15 protein-coding genes and 1 riboswitch are annotated in these 17,540 nt (G+C 42.9%); of the genes, 10 read left to right on the top strand and 5 right to left on the bottom strand.

The features are described 5' to 3' along the window. Nucleotides 1-179: 179 nt before the first annotated feature. Nucleotides 180-2,213, bottom strand: coding sequence for a methionine--tRNA ligase (metG, locus tag HV302_RS08885; protein ID WP_181627220.1), 2,034 nt, complete (start codon nt 2,211-2,213; stop codon nt 180-182). A 164-nt stretch (nt 2,214-2,377) separates the two neighbouring features. Between metG and apbC the strand changes: the two genes are divergently transcribed. The 6 genes from apbC to HV302_RS08915 all read left to right on the top strand — a co-directional run bounded on the left by apbC (nt 2,378) and on the right by HV302_RS08915 (nt 9,083). Next, the gene (gene apbC / locus HV302_RS08890) at nt 2,378-3,487 is read left to right on the top strand and encodes an iron-sulfur cluster carrier protein ApbC (protein ID WP_016153686.1); all 1,110 of its coding nucleotides are present in this window, start codon (nt 2,378-2,380) and stop codon (nt 3,485-3,487) included. Between the two features lie 263 nt (nt 3,488-3,750). After that, nucleotides 3,751-4,032 (top strand): DUF2574 family protein, encoded by a 282-nt coding sequence (locus HV302_RS08895; RefSeq protein ID WP_016156962.1) that lies wholly within the window; start codon nt 3,751-3,753, stop codon nt 4,030-4,032. A gap of 272 nt (nt 4,033-4,304) precedes the next feature. Beyond that, nucleotides 4,305-4,844, top strand: a complete 540-nt coding sequence (yehD, locus tag HV302_RS08900; RefSeq protein WP_181627221.1) for a fimbrial protein YehD — start codon at nt 4,305-4,307, stop codon at nt 4,842-4,844. A 63-nt stretch (nt 4,845-4,907) separates the two neighbouring features. Continuing rightward, nucleotides 4,908-5,588, top strand: coding sequence for a fimbrial assembly chaperone (locus HV302_RS08905; protein ID WP_181627222.1), 681 nt, complete (start codon nt 4,908-4,910; stop codon nt 5,586-5,588). A 13-nt stretch (nt 5,589-5,601) separates the two neighbouring features. Continuing rightward, nucleotides 5,602-8,088, top strand: coding sequence for a fimbrial biogenesis outer membrane usher protein (locus tag HV302_RS08910; RefSeq protein ID WP_181627223.1), 2,487 nt, complete (start codon nt 5,602-5,604; stop codon nt 8,086-8,088). A gap of 11 nt (nt 8,089-8,099) precedes the next feature. Then, nucleotides 8,100-9,083, top strand: coding sequence for a fimbrial protein (locus HV302_RS08915; RefSeq protein WP_181627224.1), 984 nt, complete (start codon nt 8,100-8,102; stop codon nt 9,081-9,083). A 53-nt stretch (nt 9,084-9,136) separates the two neighbouring features. On the opposite strand, the gene HV302_RS08920 is transcribed toward HV302_RS08915, so the two are convergent. Then, on the bottom strand, nt 9,137-9,469 hold the full coding sequence (locus HV302_RS08920) for an RcnB family protein (protein ID WP_019077205.1): 333 nt from the start codon (nt 9,467-9,469) through the stop codon (nt 9,137-9,139). A 221-nt stretch (nt 9,470-9,690) separates the two neighbouring features. After that, nucleotides 9,691-9,786: riboswitch (TPP riboswitch) on the top strand. A gap of 67 nt (nt 9,787-9,853) precedes the next feature. Here HV302_RS08920 and HV302_RS08925 point away from each other — a divergent pair. From HV302_RS08925 to HV302_RS08935, 3 genes are all read left to right on the top strand, one after another. Then, nucleotides 9,854-11,158, top strand: a complete 1,305-nt coding sequence (locus tag HV302_RS08925; protein WP_125112578.1) for a tyrosine-type recombinase/integrase — start codon at nt 9,854-9,856, stop codon at nt 11,156-11,158. A gap of 331 nt (nt 11,159-11,489) precedes the next feature. Beyond that, nucleotides 11,490-12,065 (top strand): hypothetical protein, encoded by a 576-nt coding sequence (locus HV302_RS08930; protein ID WP_071701058.1) that lies wholly within the window; start codon nt 11,490-11,492, stop codon nt 12,063-12,065. A gap of 7 nt (nt 12,066-12,072) precedes the next feature. Beyond that, nucleotides 12,073-14,682 carry a TIR domain-containing protein gene (locus HV302_RS08935; protein ID WP_071701057.1) on the top strand — a complete coding sequence of 870 codons (2,610 nt, stop codon included), beginning with the start codon at nt 12,073-12,075 and terminating at the stop codon, nt 14,680-14,682. Nucleotides 14,683-15,195: 513 nt separating this feature from the next. On the opposite strand, the gene HV302_RS08940 is transcribed toward HV302_RS08935, so the two are convergent. The 3 genes from HV302_RS08940 to HV302_RS08950 all read right to left on the bottom strand — a co-directional run bounded on the left by HV302_RS08940 (nt 15,196) and on the right by HV302_RS08950 (nt 16,640). Continuing rightward, on the bottom strand, nt 15,196-15,753 hold the full coding sequence (locus HV302_RS08940) for a recombinase family protein (protein WP_071701056.1): 558 nt from the start codon (nt 15,751-15,753) through the stop codon (nt 15,196-15,198). Between the two features lie 215 nt (nt 15,754-15,968). Further along, nucleotides 15,969-16,283, bottom strand: coding sequence for a hypothetical protein (locus HV302_RS08945; protein WP_046275909.1), 315 nt, complete (start codon nt 16,281-16,283; stop codon nt 15,969-15,971). 9 nt (nt 16,284-16,292) lie between these two features. After that, the gene (locus tag HV302_RS08950) at nt 16,293-16,640 is read right to left on the bottom strand and encodes a hypothetical protein (protein WP_088731940.1); all 348 of its coding nucleotides are present in this window, start codon (nt 16,638-16,640) and stop codon (nt 16,293-16,295) included. 171 nt (nt 16,641-16,811) lie between these two features. On the opposite strand from HV302_RS08950, the gene HV302_RS08955 reads away from it, so the two are divergent. Beyond that, nucleotides 16,812-17,036, top strand: a complete 225-nt coding sequence (locus HV302_RS08955; protein ID WP_046275908.1) for a hypothetical protein — start codon at nt 16,812-16,814, stop codon at nt 17,034-17,036. Nucleotides 17,037-17,540: the final 504 nt, after the last annotated feature.

Raw genomic sequence — 17,540 nt, forward strand, 5'->3', positions numbered from 1 at the left:
GCTAAATAATAACGCCAATGAATATGAGGGCCGGGCGGCCTTAATAGCAGAGCAGTATAGAATAAATCTAATAGCGATGGCTAAGCAGTCCGAAAATGGAGTGGGGGAGTGTGTTTAAGATTAAAGGTAAATCACTCAGCAAAAAAAGCGCTGCAGTTGCAGCGCTCGAGATGTCTGATTTATTTCACCTGTTGGCCAGGTTTTGCGCCTTCGTCCGGGCTTAACAGGAAGATATCTTTCCCGCCAGGACCTGCCGCCATGACCATCCCTTCAGAAATGCCGAAGCGCATCTTACGAGGTGCCAGGTTAGCAACCATAATGGTCTGACGTCCAACCAGGGTCTGCGGATCCGGATAGGCAGAACGAATACCAGAGAAGACGTTACGCTTCTCGCCGCCGAGATCCAGCGTCAGACGCAGCAGTTTATCAGAACCTTCCACAAACTCGGCGTTTTCAATCAATGCCACGCGCAGGTCAACTTTGGCGAAATCGTCAAAGGTAATGGTTTCCTGAATCGGGTCATCCGCCAGCGGGCCGGTTACCGGTGCGGCAGCGGCCTTCACTTCTTCTTTCGACGCTTCCACCAGCGCTTCAACTTGTTTCATGTCGATGCGATTGTAGAGCGCCTTAAAGGTGTTGACCTTGTGACCGAGCAGCGGTTGATTAATGGCATCCCAGCTCAGCTCGTTGTTCAGGAAAGCTTCTACACGTTCAGCAAGCGTTGGCAGAACCGGTTTCAGGTAAGTCATCAGGACGCGGAACAGGTTGATACCCATGGAGCAGATCGCCTGCAGGTCGGCATCGCGGCCTTCCTGTTTAGCAACGACCCACGGAGCCTGTTCGTCAACGTAGCGGTTTGCCACATCGGCCAGCGCCATGATTTCACGGATAGCTTTACCAAATTCACGACTTTCCCATGCTTCGCCAATCACCGCAGCAGCGTCAGTGAAGGTTTTATACAACGCCGGGTCGGCCAGTTCAGCCGCCAGTACGCCGTCAAAACGCTTGCTGATAAAGCCTGCGTTACGTGATGCCAGGTTGACTACTTTGTTGACGATATCGGCGTTTACACGCTGGACAAAGTCTTCCAGGTTCAGGTCGATGTCATCAATGCGTGAAGAAAGCTTCGCCGTGTAGTAGTAGCGCAGGCTGTCGGCGTCAAAGTGCTTCAGCCAGGTGCTGGCCTTAATGAAGGTACCGCGAGATTTGGACATCTTCGCACCGTTTACCGTCACATAACCGTGTACAAACAGGTTGGTCGGCTTACGGAAGTTGCTGCCTTCCAGCATCGCTGGCCAGAACAGGCTATGGAAGTAGACGATGTCTTTACCGATGAAGTGATACAGCTCGGCGTCGGAATCTTTCTTCCAATACTCATCAAAACTGGTCGTGTCGCCGCGCTTATCGCACAGGTTTTTGAACGAACCCATATAGCCAATTGGTGCGTCCAGCCAGACGTAGAAGTACTTGCCTGGCGCATCCGGGATTTCAAAACCGAAGTATGGGGCATCGCGGGAAATATCCCACTGCTGCAGGCCGGATTCGAACCATTCCTGCATTTTGTTGGCGACCTGCTCCTGCAACGCGCCGCTGCGTGTCCAGGCCTGCAGCATCTCGCTGAATGACGGCAGGTCAAAGAAGAAGTGTTCGGAGTCGCGCATTACCGGCGTCGCGCCAGAAACGACGGATTTCGGCTCGATAAGTTCGGTCGGGCTGTAGGTTGCGCCGCAGACTTCACAGTTATCGCCATACTGATCCGGAGATTTACATTTCGGGCAGGTGCCTTTAACGAAACGGTCCGGCAGGAACATGCCTTTTTCCGGATCGTAAAGCTGGGAGATAGTACGGTTCTTAATAAAACCGTTCTCCTTCAGGCGCGTATAAATCAGCTCAGACAGCTCACGGTTCTCTTCGCTGTGCGTAGAGTGGTAGTTGTCATAGCTGATGTCAAAACCCGCAAAATCAGTCTGATGCTCCTGACTCATTTCACCGATCATCTGCTCTGGCGTGATCCCAAGCTGCTGTGCTTTCAGCATGATTGGCGTACCGTGTGCGTCGTCCGCGCAGATGAAGTTAACCTGGTGGCCGCGCATTCGCTGGTAACGGACCCAGACATCAGCCTGGATGTGCTCCAGCATATGGCCGAGGTGGATAGAGCCGTTGGCGTACGGCAGCGCGCACGTTACCAGAATTTTCTTCGCGACTTGAGTCATAGTGGGCAATTACTTCTTTTGTAGTGAAAAGGGCTTTGATAGTACCAAAATGGTAATTACTGCGCCAAGCGATAAGGGCATTTATCCGTAAATGAATAATTGTTGCGGTTGGAGTAAACTACCTGGTGACTATTGTATTTTCAGAACAACAAAAAGGAGTCGGGATGAACGCACAATCCCAGGCCAAATCACCAGAGACCCTGCGCGCGATGGTTGCCGGGACGCTGGCGAATTTTCAGCATTCAACCCTGAAGCATAATCTGACGACGCTTAAAGCGTTGCATCACGTCGCCTGGATGGATGACACGTTGCACGTTGAGCTGGTCATGCCGTTTGTCTGGCAGAGCGCGTTTGAGGACTTAAAAGAGCAATGTAGCGCCGATCTGCTGCGTATTACTGGTGCGAAAGCGATCGACTGGAAACTGTCGCATAACATTGCGACGCTGAAACGCGTGAAAAACCAGCCGGGCATTAATGGTGTAAAAAACATCATCGCCGTCAGTTCGGGTAAAGGTGGCGTGGGTAAATCCTCTACTGCCGTGAACCTGGCGCTGGCGCTGGCTGCGGAAGGGGCGAAGGTAGGGATACTGGACGCCGATATTTATGGCCCGTCAATCCCGACGATGCTCGGTGCGGAAAACCAGCGTCCAACCTCTCCAGACGGTACCCATATGGCGCCGATCATGTCTCACGGCCTGGCGACAAACTCTATTGGTTATCTGGTTACTGACGATAATGCGATGGTGTGGCGTGGCCCGATGGCCAGCAAAGCCCTGCTGCAGATGCTGCAAGAAACCTTATGGCCGGATCTTGATTACCTGGTACTGGATATGCCGCCGGGTACGGGTGATATCCAGTTGACGCTGGCGCAAAACATTCCGGTCACGGGTGCGGTTGTGGTGACCACTCCGCAGGACATCGCGCTGATTGATGCGAAAAAAGGCATCGTGATGTTCGAAAAAGTCGAAGTGCCAGTGCTGGGTATTGTTGAGAATATGAGTATGCATATTTGCAGCAACTGCGGTCATCACGAGCCAATCTTCGGCACCGGTGGCGCGCAGAAACTGGCTGAGCAGTATCACACCCAACTGCTGGGACAGATGCCGCTGCATATTTCTCTGCGTGAAGACCTGGATCGTGGTACGCCGACGGTCATCAGCCGCCCTGACAGCGAATTTACCGCCATTTACCGCGACCTTGCAGGACGTGTCGCTGCCCAGCTCTACTGGCAAGGGGAAGTGATCCCGGGTGAAATTGCCTTCCGCGCGGTGTAATTAATAGCGTTACAAATATTCACTGTATCAATAATGCATTGATGCAGTGAATATATTGGATGAAAAATCTCACTCAATTATTTATCCGGACTGTATAATTCATGTCTTTTTCTGAATAAACACCCTCAATGCATCATTTAAATTGATCAAATTGGTCGAATTAATCTACAATATCAATTAGTCTTAGCGAGGCAGTTAATCCATAATCTATGGAAAGACGGCTTGTGTGCTGTTTCCCAACCGATACAGGAATAATGAAAGTAATGAAAAAAAATTTATTCTTGGGAGTTATTACTTTGGCTTATGGAATGAGCGCTTCTGCTTTCGCCACAGATACTGCCACCCTGAATATCAATGGTCGGGTAACTGAACCCACCTGTAGCGCTGATGTTGTAAATAACGAAGTGCAGCAACGCTGTGGCAATGCCATTTCCTTTTCAAACGTCAGAGCGGGTGTTTACAATCCAACAAAAGGTGCGGTAACTGAAATTGTTACTATCACCGGTGACGCTACACGACAAATTGTGATGACGCGTTACGATTAAACGTCTTTTATCAGCCATGCATTATTATTGTGAATAATAAGTGGCTGACCATTTCTCTGAAGAATTTCATTCCGACAGTTAATCTCGTAAATTTATTAATTTAAAAGAATAAAAAAATCGACTAATTTGTTTCTATTATATTGCGCTTTGCAATTTGTTTTAAATCAATAAAACAACGCGTTTACATTGCGGTAACGTTTCTGGTGTGCGAATTTAATTTCACGGGTTAAGTCCTCTTAACCAATAGAAGTTAATTCATTAAGGAATATACGATGAAACGTTCAATTATTTCCGCTGCTGTTCTGTCCGCTGTAGTTATGAGCGTTGGGGCTTTTGCTGCTGATTCTGATCAGGGTGAACTGATTATTACTGGTAAGGTAGTAGGGACCACCTGTAAATTTACAGGGGATACCACTGCGACCATTGGTATGAACCAAATTGGTGCTGACAGATTAAATGCCTTAAGTGCTGGTGGTGTTTATGAAGGATACTCAAATAAAACCACCGTGCCATTGACGGTTGAATGTACAGGAAGTAAAGCACCAAAAATTACTTTCTCCAGTTCTCAATTTGACAGCAATAATAAATATATTACACGAAATACCGCAGCAAATAATGGTGCTGGCTTCACCGTTTACTATGGTGATGATTTTACTAAACAGGTTAACCCCGATACAGGTATTGAGTTAACTAAAACTGCGGACAATAAATATACTCTGAACTTTAGCGCACGCTACGCAAAAATTGGTTCTGCCGATGTCTCCGCTGGTGATGTGGCCTCTTCGCTGACGATGACTGTTGTTACTGATTAAGATGACTATCCTGTTTGTCGGCGGCTCCGGCCGCCGATTATTTCCGCAGTAAGGATAATTATAATGAAAAAAATACTCGTGTTTTTACTGGCCGGTACAGTAATGCCTGCGTGGGGCGGCATATACATTTACGGCACCCGTGTCATTTATCCGGCACAGAAAAAAGAAATTACCGTGCAATTAATGAATGAAGGCAGTCGCAGCTCGCTGGTTCAATCCTGGATAGATGACGGAGATACCAGTCTGCCACCCGAAAAAATCCACGTGCCATTTGTAATGAGCCCTCCGGTGGCAAAGGTCAGCGGAGGCTCTGGTCAACAACTGAAAATTAAGCAATTGGCAAATACGCTACCGGAAGATCGTGAAAGTCTTTTTTTCCTGAATGTGTTAGATATTCCTCCTAATTCTGCGGAATCAGAAGGCAAGAACATGATTAAATTTGCTATGCAGAATCGCATAAAATTTATATATCGCCCGCAGGGTATCGCCGGTGTAGATGAACAAAGCTTTTCTCGCTTAAGCGTCAGAGATATCAGCGGTGGCATTAATATCAAAAATAATTCTGCCAACTGGATTACTATTCCTGAACTAGTGGGTAATTCAAAAATAAACAGCGAGACAGTGTTACTTGCTCCGTGGTCAGATAAAAAGGTCGTCACCACTGCTGTCGTTAATCATTACAAGGTTACTCTTATTGATGATCACGGAAACTACTTAAGTGAAAAAATAAAAACGGAAAGATAGTCAAGGATTGATTATGTCAAAGATAAATTCTATTACACTGTCAATCCTGTCGGTGTTGGCTGCTTCATCCGCATGGGCTGAAGAAGACACGTTTGATACCCACTTTATGATCGGTGGTTTGAATGGTGAGAAAATCTCTCGCTATCAAATTGATGGCGATAAGCCAATGCCCGGTATATATGAAATGGATGTTTATCTTAATAATAAGTGGCGTGGTCGGTACGATATTGATATTAAAGACGATCCCGAACTGACATGTCTGTCCTGGGCACAATTGCAGCAAATTGGTATTCGCACCGGGAACATTAAAACGGATAAACAAGAAGGCTGCGTGCCGCTGCGTGCAGCAGTGCAGGGCGGCAGTGTTAGTTATGACATTGGGGAGTTTATTCTAAATTTAAGCGTACCTCAGGCGTATGTGATTGAATATGAACCAGGATATATGCCGCCTGAAACCTGGGATCGTGGGGTGAACGCTTTTTATACCTCTTATTACGCCAGCCAGTATTACAGTAATAATAAACACGGTGGTGATGATAAAAGCAGCTATGTGAACCTGAATAGCGGGTTGAACCTGCTGGGGTGGCAGTTGCATTCAAGTGACAACTATACGAAAGGTAACGAGGGCAACGGCAAATGGAAGAGCAACACGTTATATGTGGAACGTGGTGTTCCGTCGATTCTTGGTACATTGCGCGCCGGTGACATGTATACCGGGGCTGATATTTTTGATGCCGTACGTTTTCGTGGTGTGCGTATCTGGCGCGATATGCAAATGTTACCAAACTCAAAACAGAATTTTACCCCTGTAGTTCGTGGGATTGCCCAGAGCAACGCCCTGGTAACCATCGAACAAAATGGTTTTGTTATTTACCAGAAAGAAGTACCACCAGGCCCATTTGCTATTGATGATCTACAACTCGCTGGCGGCGGTTCGGATTTAGATGTCAGTGTGAAAGAGGCTAACGGTTCGATATCTCATTATCTGGTGCCTTTTTCATCTGTGCCAAATATGCTGCAGTCTGGCGTATCGAAATATGATTTCGCTGCAGGGCGTAGCCATATTGAAGGGGCTGGCAATCAGTATGATTTCCTGCAAGGTAGTTATCAGTATGGTCTGAACAATCTGCTAACGGTCTATGGCGGTACAATGCTGTCGCAAAACTATTCTTCATTTGTGTTTGGGACTGGCTGGAATACCCCCATTGGCGCAGTATCGGTAGACGCCACGCGATCGCATAGCGAGCAGGATAATGGTGATGTTTTTGATGGTCAGAGCTATCAGGTTGCATGGAACAAATATGTCACGCAGACCGGTACGCAGTTTGCACTTGCAGCTTATCGTTACTCCTCGCGGGATTATCGCACCTTTAATGACTACGTGTGGGCGAATAATAAAAATAACTATAATCGCGATAAAAACGATGTTTATGACATTGCGGACTACTATCAAAACGACTTTGGCCGCAAGAACAGTTTTTCACTGAATATAAATCAAGCGTTACCCGAAAACTGGGGATCCCTGGCGGTCAGTGGCCTGTGGCGCGACTATTGGCAACGCAGTGGAAATGGCAAAGATTATCAACTTAGCTACTCTAACGCATGGCAGCGAGTTAGCTATACCGTTGCCGTGAGTCAAACGTACGATGAGGACAACCACGAGGATAAGCGTTTTAACCTGTATATCTCCATCCCGTTCTCGTGGGGGGACGGTATTTCCACTCCTCGACGCGATCTGTTCGTCTCTAATTCCACGACGTTTGATAATGACGGCTTTCAGTCGAATAACACCAGCTTAAGCGGGGTGACGGGTCATCGCGATCAATTCAGCTATGGTGCCAACCTCAGTCAGCAACGACAGGGGAACGAGACAACGGCGGGCGTTAGCATGGTCTGGCGCGCGCCAGTAGCGACTGTAGGCAGTAGTTACAGCCAATCGAAAAAGTATCAACAGGCCAGCGGCAATATTCAGGGGGGGATCGTGGTGTGGTCTGAGGGCGTGGCTCTGACTCCCCGGCTTTCAGATACATTCGCCATTGTTAAAGCGCCTGGGTTACAGGGTGCGGCTGTGCAAGGGCATCGTTACCTAACAACCAACAGTAAAGGTTACGCGGTTTACGACAGTCTGACGCCGTACCGTGAAAATATGCTGATGCTGGATCTTTCCGACACTAATAGCGATGTGGCATTACTGGGCAATCGAAAAGGTACAGTACCCTATCGCGGTGCGGTCGTGATGACGGAGTTTGAAACCGATCGGCGCAAACCCTGGTACTTCCTTGCCGAGCGTCCGGACGGCTCTCCGTTATCTTTCGGTTATGAAGTGGAAGATGATATCGGTAATAATGTTGGTCTGGTGGGGCAGGGTAGTCGGTTATTTATTCGCACCAGCGACATTCCCGCGTCGGTACGTGTTGCAGTTAATAAACAGCAGGGACAGTTCTGTACAATTACCTTCGATAGGGTGATTGATGAGAATAAAGTCTATATTTGCCGATAAGGATGCAAGATATGAAAGGATACGTATTTTTGATATTTTTGCTGCTGTCATCCTTTGGTGCTGATGCCGGGTGTACATTTCAGACAAAAAATGGCGGGTTAACGACAATTAATCTGGATATGACATCTGGAACAGCAACAAATAAAATTAATCTCAGTTCCAGTGACAACATAGTGTGTACAGCCAACAGTGATAGCTTATATTATACAACACCACTCAAGGATTACATTGTTGCAATTCAGGGGAGCAGCGGCAAGAAGGTTTTAATTAATATCAATCTGACCAGCAATGATTTTCCAGTAAGTATTGGTAAGAAAACGGTTAGTGCCGGCGAAGTACTGGATACCAAAAGTTTCACCATCTCAGCAAGATATGTAAATTCAGGGACTATTAAGCAGACAGTATCCGGTGATGCGTTTAGTCTGAGCGACCCGGCAGTAAGTATTACCTCTGATAATTCTTGTACTTCAAACTGGTTAGCTTATCTTTATTGCTGGGTTACCGGACGTTTATCGAGTAATTCAGCTTTTACACAGAATTTAAGCTTTACAGTAACGCATCAACCCACCACGTGTCAGTTTTCATTACCCCGCTACGAAATTAAAATGCCAGATACAACATTAAATGAGATGCTCACGGTTAATAATACCAAATCGGGTTCCACAAATCTGGTATTGAATTGCGAAAGTATATATAACGTTACCACCAATCCCGTCACTTTCAAGGTGGTGCGCGGTGACTGGGATGAAAGCGGGAAAATACTAAAAAACACGATAGCGAATGGCGCCAAAGGGGTGGGGTTCCAGATATATAATGGCACCGCGACTTCTCCTCTAAAACAGGGGGATAATCTGATGAACAGAATGACCAAACTGGAAGCAATCAGTAATCAGTACACTTTCCCTATCACTGCGAAATATGTTCGCGTGACAGGGGAATCATTACTGCCTGGTGAAGTACAAAGTAAAGTAATATTTGCAGTATCTTATGACTAATTGATTTGCGGGTATTTCACGTACTTTCTTGCTGAAAGTACGTGTTTTTTCTATTAACGATGATAAAAAATCTCGCCGTCGTAGGCTTTAATGATCTTACCGTCAGCATCGTTGATCAGCACGTACGCACCACCCATGTAGGTCCAGTGGGTACCGGCGGTAGGGGCTGGCAGGTTGCGTTGGTTCCATTGCTTAATCGCATATTCGTCAGTACGGTACAGAGGTGGGACCGTGTCACCAGGTTTAAAATGGGTAAAGTCGGCGATGAAACCGCTCAACTCATACTTATCAATTCCGGTGGGAGCAGCTGTTGCGGCCGGCGCGGCCCAGACGACGCTGCTTGCAAGCAGGAGTGCACCCAGCAACATTTTATTCTTCATACCCATCCTCTTTACCTGTTCGGGTCATCAACATCAGTCGTGTATCATTCCTGGCTTATAGGGCATCTGACAAGAACTTTTTTGTGTTCACGCCAGTCATTTCGTAAAAAGTGTAAATGAATGTACAGAATAGCTGCAACCTTACCCCGTAATTTCGTGGAGGGCCATGGTGCTGCGCTAATTTACATCATCAAGCGTAGGCAGTATTCTGTTACCGAAACTTGTGTTTCAACGACTCGGGGTGCCCTTCCTGGTGAAGGCTGAGAAATACCCGTACCACCTGATCTGGATAATGCCAGCGTAGGGGGCCGAAATTCGGCCTACTTATCATGAGATTGACTCTCTTTTTGTCGGTGCGTAATGCACTTGATGTACAAAAAGGGTGTATTTATGGGGTACAGAACTCTTCCATACACGTTTCAGCGAAACGGCAACTACTACCTGCAAATCCGGCTTTCAAATGGCAGGATGTATAAGAAATCCCTCCTCACTGACAGCTATCGTGAAGCATCTGCTTTGATGATTGGCGTTACTCCGCATATTCCTTTTGTGAAATCATTATCTACGCCGATCTCTGTGTTCGATTCATTTTTGTCAAACCTGATTGCGTCAGAACGCAAGGCTGCGAGAAATCCACTTTTTCCCCACCATCAGAGAACTGTTCCTGTTGAAATCGTGGAATCTCAACCGCCAGCCGAACCGGAAAAAGTGCCAACCCTCTCGGATGTGTGGGCGATGTACAAAGACGAAAAGGGGCGTAACTGGACGAAATCGATCTCAATGGCAAATGAGCGCTACATGGAAGTGCTGTTAACGGTCTTGGGAGGGGAAACTGATGTAGCGGCGATTAGCAAACAGGACATTAAACAGGTGATGGAAATCGTTGAAAACCTTCCTAAGCGTGGTGTTCAGCCCTACCGCTCAATGACCATCCAGCAACTGATTGAGTGCGATGATGTTCCACCAGATCAACTGTTAGGCGTTGAGGCGATCCATAAGCATCTTAAGCTGTATAAATCACTTTTCAAAACCTTCCTCACAGAAAGCAAAGACATTTTATCTAAGTCGCCAACTGATGGCGTAGTGGCTGCACCATCGAAAGCGAGATTTGGTGCATACAGCACAGCGGAGATGAAAAAGTTTGTAGGGTGGGCGCTTAAGCAGCCCGACAACTGGCAAAAATGGATCACGTTGTTATTGGCATACACGGGAGCGAGAAGAGGCGAGATAGGAAAGCTGGAGAAGTCACAGATTAAATTCGACGAAGATAGCCAGCGTTACTATTTCCTGATTGCCGAAGGCGGGCAGGGGAAAACTGAGAACGCTACCAGACAGGTAGTCATCCACCCTAAGTTAATCGAATGGGGTTTCATGGAGTACGTTAATCGTCAGTGGAAAGAGCGGATTTTCTCAGAAGTGGCAGGCACGAACATGACAAAGATCGGCAAAGTGTTTGCGGATCTGCGTGATCAGCTTGGTATCCCTTATCTTGATGATTATGGACAACGGCGTTTACTGCATTCGGTACGTCACTCAGTATGCTCTGCTGCAATGGCTGGATGGGTGTCGAATATTCTGCACCTACAGCAGACGGTAGGCCACGAGAAGAGCGGCGGAATCACAAAACGCTATCTGCATACGTTCCCGCTTTCCTCGGTTTCATATGTGATTGATGGAATTAGTTGGGAGTCCTAACTGCCGAGAATTATACGTAATTCATGCTTATAGCACTTTTGTTGATGTAGTCGTAGTTTTACAAGGTTCTTGGGCCAGCATTGGCCCAGGTGAGCCAAATGATAAAAAATATTTATCCGGATGATATTAATGCTAATTAATTCATTTGAAATAATGTCCATTGGTTGGTATTTTGGGGGGCTGCGAAAAGCCTTTCAATTCAACCAGTTTAAAAACCTTCTTCTTGTAACTTATTGATTCAAATGGTGTAATAATATTTTAAAGAAAGTGCGTAAATTGATACACTTAGCTAAAGAAAAAACTTTAACCCTTGGGCTAACAAAGAACACAAATGGACGAAACCAAAATCAATATGCTCTATGAGCATTATAAATGTAATGTTGAAACGCTTAAAGCAGCTGCTAACAAAAGGGATTTAATGTTCCTTATGCTAATTTTGTCCATTATGCTTATAGCGATCCAAAGTGTGAATGCTGAATTCATTAATGGACTATTAGTCAGTGTAGGCAAGCTCGATGATAAAAGGCTTCCTGGAAATGCATTACTGTTGGTTACCTTTGCACTGGCTTCATTTGTTTTATTCATACGCTATACCCAAGCATGTTTCTTTATAGATATGCAATATAAATATCTACACACAATTGAATCAGAATTAAATTCGTTATTTCCAGATACACAGTTGTTTACTTTTGAAGGGCTATTTTACAAAAATAGCAACAGCTTTTACAGAAAGGCTGTTTCATTTTTCTATAAGCGAGCTTTTTCGGTTATTTTGATTTTTTTCTTGATTGTGAAAATGATGTATGAATTAGATGGGAAAACCCATTTTGATATTTATTTTTATCTCAATGGGGTTGTTTTTATTACCTACTTGATATATGTGTTTATTTATCTTTTCAAAAGGTGAGTTTGGCATGGATAATAAATTAAAACTGTTCATTAGTTATTGTCATGAAGATAAACATCATAAAGAACAAATATTAAAATATCTTCAACCTAATGAAGACATTGAAGTTTGGTACGATAAAGAAATGCTCGCTGGTGATGAGTTTGATGAGGTTATATCTGCTAAAATCGAAGAAAGTGATGTATTTGTATTTCTCATAACACAAGACTTTCTGACTTCGAAATACTGTAATGAAATTGAGTTAAGTAAAGCATTAGAAAGAAAAGCTTCTGACGATGAGCTTCGTATTATCCCTGTAGTACTTGACTATTGTACATTCAAACGTTCTCGTTTGTCGCTCTACAATGCAACACCGAGCGATGCAAAACCTATTTCTTCCTATCAAAATCAAAAACAAGCATATTTAGAAGTTTCGGAAGCCATTGAAGATGTGGTTAAATATCTTAAGGAAAAAAAGACGCAATCTTCATATGAGATAACTGAAGAGACGGTAGTTGAAAAAAATGCACTGAGAACTAATTTTAAGCTGCATTTACTTGATCTTGGATTTACTATTCAGCATAGAAGGAAGGAGATCCTTTATCTTGATGATTTGTTTATTTATCCAGATTTAAAAAGAACAAAATATGAATTCGATGATTATGATGTCTTTGTGAATTCAAAAAATGTTTTAAGCCATGAAAAAATTAGTGGTAATAAAACACTAATTATTGGTAGTGAGCAGTCAGGAAAGTCAACTTTAGCTAAAACCCTTTTCCGTCAGTATCATTCGAACGGTTCAATACCGGTTCTTATTAAAGGCGATTCTTTCAAGAAAGTAGCCGATATTGAAAATGTAGTTAATGATTTTCTAAATGAACAATACGATAATGTAGGAATTATAAATTACAATGAGTTGATTGTCATAGTTGATGATATAACAGAATCACCTATGAATGAAAAATTCCAAAGGGCGTTGCTGAATAACCTCGTGGAAACGTATAAAAGTATTATTATTATTGCTGACTCTAAAATTAGATTTAGTGATCAACTTCTTAAGGATTTCGATTGTTTTACAACTTATGAGATTGCTGAATTTAGCCATATCCAAAAAACTGAGCTTGTTGAGAAATGGAATCAAATTGGCTTGGATGAAACATCTGATATTGAAGATATTCAAAGTTTAAATGATAATCTAAAGCGTAATATAGATTCAATTCTTATGAAAAACATCGTGCCAAGTAAGCCGATATTTATATTAATGATTTTGCAAATTTTAGAGTCAAATACACAAAGCAATTTTTCACTGACATCTTATGGTCATTGTTATCATTCTTTAATTATACAAGCTTTCAATAAAGCGAATGTTAAAGCAGATGAGTTGAATGACTATTTTAATTATTTAAGTGAGTTATCATATTTTATATATGGTAAGGGTAATCATGCTATCAATTATTCTGAGTTGGAAGAATTTAAAGAATATTATTCAAGTAACTATTATTTGATGTCACATGAGGAAATATTGGATAAACTGAAGCGCTCAAAAATAATATATATGTGGGCTGATACAGTTAAATTTCAATACAAGTATATTTATTACTTTTTTACAGCAAAAAAAATAACAGAGTTAGCAAGTGATGAGTCAGTAATAATTATTGATCGGTTATGTGATAAGATTCACACCGAAAAAAATGCTAATATTCTTATATTTATAACGCATCACACGAAAGATAAGAATATCATAGAACGAATAACTCTTAATCTAAGTAATATATTTAAGGAACATGAGAAGGCCACCCTTGGTCAAAATGATGTCGATTTCTTAAATAAAATGGCGTGTGAAATACCCCAAATTGTTATCGATAAAACAAAGGATGTTGAACAGGAAAGGCTTGCTGCCTTAAAAGAAAGAGAAAGTTCGGAGCGTGATATCTATGATGCGCATTTGGAAGATGAAGAAGAGGATGTCGAGTCAATTAATAAGGATCTTCTTGATGTTAATCGGTCATACAAAGCTGTTGAGGTATTAGGCCAAATTATAAGAAACAGAAAAGGTTCTATTCCTATTCCACAGCTTGAGAAGTTGGGTCGAGAAACCTATGCTATAGGTTTTCGTTTTTTAGGATTTTATTATTCTATAACTAAGGAACTTAAAGATGAAATTATAGCCGAGGTTCACCGGCTTATTTCAGAGAAAAAAAATTGGACTACTGATAAAATCGCCAAAGAAGCAAGTTTATTTTATTGGACATATAGCTATGTTATGTCATTGAATGTCATAAAGAAAATTGCGTATTCGGTTGGGCATAAAGATCTTACAGCATATTACACAAGCCTATCAGGTTACTTTGGTTCAGAGATAAGTAAGTTAGTAGAGATAACTATCCAGTTAGAATTTACTAAGAAAATTAATAGAAATGATATTGAGTCAATTTGGTTGTTAGTCAAAGATAATATGATGACTCGTAGATTGCTTCAAGAAATTATCATAACGCACCTACATATGCATTATACCAATCATGAGGATAAAGCTTGGATAGCACAAAAGCTAAGTATCCCTATAAAGGATCAGGTTTCGATGCAAAAACGTAATGCATTAAAAACACCACAATTGAAAATTGATAAAAAAGACTTATAATAAAATTAAAGGCACCCGATATGGGTGCCTGTTTTTTAAAGTTAAATTAATTTCGAGGTTTTATCAATTATGAGTCTAAATTTCCATCGGGAAAGTTGTGATTCTATTTTTACTTTTAAAGTATTTTTATATTATGTGATAATAATCCGAATGGTTCAATTAGAAATTGATATATGTCATTGTAATTATATCTAACAAGTTATATTACTGATGGTTCCTCGAATGAGGAGTGATTTTTGAGGGGGGTATATGATTGGCAGAGATATACCCTTGATAACAGCATAGCCAATCAGTCATTATTACATCATTGATGTTATAGAAGGATAGGTTTACTTAAAACCTTAATAGAATATTGTTGGATTTCTTTTAAGAAGACTCATAAAAATAAATAGAATATCATAAAAAATATTTCATTTAGCAGCCTACATCGGTGGTATGTGAATTGCTTAGTGCAATTTTTCCGGCTTCTCATCTTCGAGCATCAGAATTCTCAAATATCAGCAAGGCAGATGATTAATCAGTTTTTAGGCGGTAGAAGGTTGCTTTGCTGATCGCTAATCTATCCTGTACCTCTGCTGGTGGTAAACCCTGTGCTAACAGCTCTCGTACCTGTTCAACGGTTGCTTTGATAGGTCTGCCGCAATGCTTACCTTCAGACTGAGCACGCTTGATACCTGCGGCTCTACGCTCTGCGATTAGGTCTTTTTCCAGGCTGGCAAGTCCTGCCATCATAGTGAGCATGGCTTTACCCACTGGTGTTGAAAGATCAAACCCCTCTCGCAAGCTGACAACCTTCACACCCTTCATTTGCAACATTTCAACAGTAGATAGTACATCGATAGTGTTACGTCCCAAGCGGTCTATAGCAATCACGATCAGCGTATCGCCTTCTCGCACATAATTGAGTAGTTCAGCAAACCCTGGACGCTCTCCTGCCTTGATTGCACCACTCACCGCTTCATCGCTGAACCAGCGAGTAACGCTATAACCAGCATCGGTTATCTGCTGCTTCTGGTTTTCAACGTTCTGGTCGCTGGTGGAAACTCGCACGTATCCGATCACAGTAGTCATGATGTTCTCTAAGTCTCAAAAGGTGGTATCAAAATAATAGCTGTCTCAAAATAAAAGATCAATCTTTTGAGACAAGGCGAAACCGCATTTTGTGATTGCGTCGATGTGGTCTTAAAAGGAGATGGTTTTGAGACTTGAAACGAGGAGTTGAATTCGTTTTGACGAGCGAAGATGAAAATGGCGTGATCACACACGCCAGTCGTTGCATGAGATGATTATTCTTTGAAGAACTGTGTGGCTGACCATCCACCATGACCACCTGGGGTAATGAAGAAAACAAACCCCTTATCGTCTACGTTCTGAATCTCAACTGTCATCGATTCTTTTAGGAGACGGCATTTACCGGAAGTGATGAGGCCCATCATACCCTGTTGGTCTTTGTCCTGGATGTAACTGATCATCTCGTAAAAGTCGGTCAGCTTCTTACAGTTAAATGTTCCTTCTTTTAGGGTGGCGGTATCTCCATGACTCAATGCATAAGCGTTCGGTATCACTGACAAAAATATGGCGGCTGCGAATAGTTTTTTCATTACCGCCCCTTATAGCTCGGAGCATTCGCTGAGGTTGTAAGTGCCTTTTCTACCGTCATCATTAACCAGATGCAGAACAAAAATGAGCGGGTTGCCGTCAATGAAAGACACGGCGACATTGCCGTTGTCGGTGCTATAGAGCTTGGCAATTTGCTTCTCCCCGATGTACGAGAGATCCCAGCTTGCGTTATTTAAACTGAAGTGCATCTGAGAACCATCAATTTCAATGCTGGATTGTGCTGTGACTGTCTTCCCATTGCTACCCAGTTGCCCTTGCTGAAGAGCTTCACATTGATAGGAGCTTGCATAAGTTGACAGAGGCAGCAGTAAGAGTGCAGCAAGAGTTATCCCCTTCATAGCGTTCCTTTTTTCGATTGGTGTTAGACATTCATCGGGAATCAGTATAAAACCATCAATTGATAAAAACGATCGGTTTATCATTTATCGATCGATAAAATTGATCAATGTTGAAACTATAATGTCTTGCACAGTTCTTCGCTATGGATGAGTCTTGATAGACGAAAGAGCATGCACAGGAGAAATGCAGTGAGAAGAGCACTGATAGTGATATTTGGGTTACTGGTTTCACAGATGGCAGCAGCAGGACAGATCACAATGACCGATCCCCAGCAGGATACGACCGAGAATGGTAAGACGCTTTGCACCTACGAAAACAGCATCTATCTGTTCACCTACGTTACCAAAGGAAAATGCCCGTATGCGAAGACGTTTGATACTGTAGATTCAGAGTGAAGGGGGCTTAAAATATAGGTTTGTTTAAATTTCCAAGTTAGGTGGAGTTGCTTAGCAAAAGAATCATGTTTTTTTCTTCGATTGTGCTGAAACCCTTATAGAATAAGGGGAGGAGGGATTTTCATCAATAGGTTAAAGCGCTGTAAGAGTGTTATAGACTGGTTAATATGAGTAGAATTAGCATAGATTAAACCTATTAATAATCATCATTTATTAGTTGATTATCGCTTGTAATTTAGTCAACTTTTCCGGCTCTATGGAGAGTTGTTTCATGGTGAGCACTGCGACCATGAAAAGTATGCTGCATGAGTAGCATGTAATGCGGAGCATGAAAGATATCAATTACAGGAGAGCAACCTTTGCACCAGAAGCGATTTTAAGGAGTGATTCTCCTGTAAAAGTAATCTGCTATGCTCGCATTGCTCACATAATGAACATTAAAACCAACAAAACCGCTAACTACTGTTTAAATAATAAACAGTTATTGATTCCATTTTATGTGCT

The organism is Citrobacter sp. RHBSTW-00859, assembly GCF_013729795.1.
GTDB lineage: Bacteria > Pseudomonadota > Gammaproteobacteria > Enterobacterales > Enterobacteriaceae > Citrobacter > Citrobacter braakii.

Excerpts from the sequence above, each read along its gene's own strand:
- metG (WP_181627220.1), bottom strand. The coding sequence starts at position 2,213 with ATGACTCAAGTCGCGAAGAAAATTCTGGTAACGTGCGCGCTGCCGTAC.
- HV302_RS08950 (WP_088731940.1), bottom strand. The coding sequence starts at position 16,640 with ATGAAGGGGATAACTCTTGCTGCACTCTTACTGCTGCCTCTGTCAACT.
- HV302_RS08915 (WP_181627224.1), top strand. The coding sequence starts at position 8,100 with ATGAAAGGATACGTATTTTTGATATTTTTGCTGCTGTCATCCTTTGGT.
- yehD (WP_181627221.1), top strand. The coding sequence starts at position 4,305 with ATGAAACGTTCAATTATTTCCGCTGCTGTTCTGTCCGCTGTAGTTATG.
- HV302_RS08940 (WP_071701056.1), bottom strand. The coding sequence starts at position 15,753 with ATGACTACTGTGATCGGATACGTGCGAGTTTCCACCAGCGACCAGAAC.
- apbC (WP_016153686.1), top strand. The coding sequence starts at position 2,378 with ATGAACGCACAATCCCAGGCCAAATCACCAGAGACCCTGCGCGCGATG.
- HV302_RS08930 (WP_071701058.1), top strand. The coding sequence starts at position 11,490 with ATGGACGAAACCAAAATCAATATGCTCTATGAGCATTATAAATGTAAT.
- HV302_RS08905 (WP_181627222.1), top strand. The coding sequence starts at position 4,908 with ATGAAAAAAATACTCGTGTTTTTACTGGCCGGTACAGTAATGCCTGCG.
- HV302_RS08935 (WP_071701057.1), top strand. The coding sequence starts at position 12,073 with ATGGATAATAAATTAAAACTGTTCATTAGTTATTGTCATGAAGATAAA.
- HV302_RS08910 (WP_181627223.1), top strand. The coding sequence starts at position 5,602 with ATGTCAAAGATAAATTCTATTACACTGTCAATCCTGTCGGTGTTGGCT.
- HV302_RS08925 (WP_125112578.1), top strand. The coding sequence starts at position 9,854 with ATGGGGTACAGAACTCTTCCATACACGTTTCAGCGAAACGGCAACTAC.
- HV302_RS08920 (WP_019077205.1), bottom strand. The coding sequence starts at position 9,469 with ATGGGTATGAAGAATAAAATGTTGCTGGGTGCACTCCTGCTTGCAAGC.
- HV302_RS08945 (WP_046275909.1), bottom strand. The coding sequence starts at position 16,283 with ATGAAAAAACTATTCGCAGCCGCCATATTTTTGTCAGTGATACCGAAC.
- HV302_RS08895 (WP_016156962.1), top strand. The coding sequence starts at position 3,751 with ATGAAAAAAAATTTATTCTTGGGAGTTATTACTTTGGCTTATGGAATG.
- HV302_RS08955 (WP_046275908.1), top strand. The coding sequence starts at position 16,812 with ATGCACAGGAGAAATGCAGTGAGAAGAGCACTGATAGTGATATTTGGG.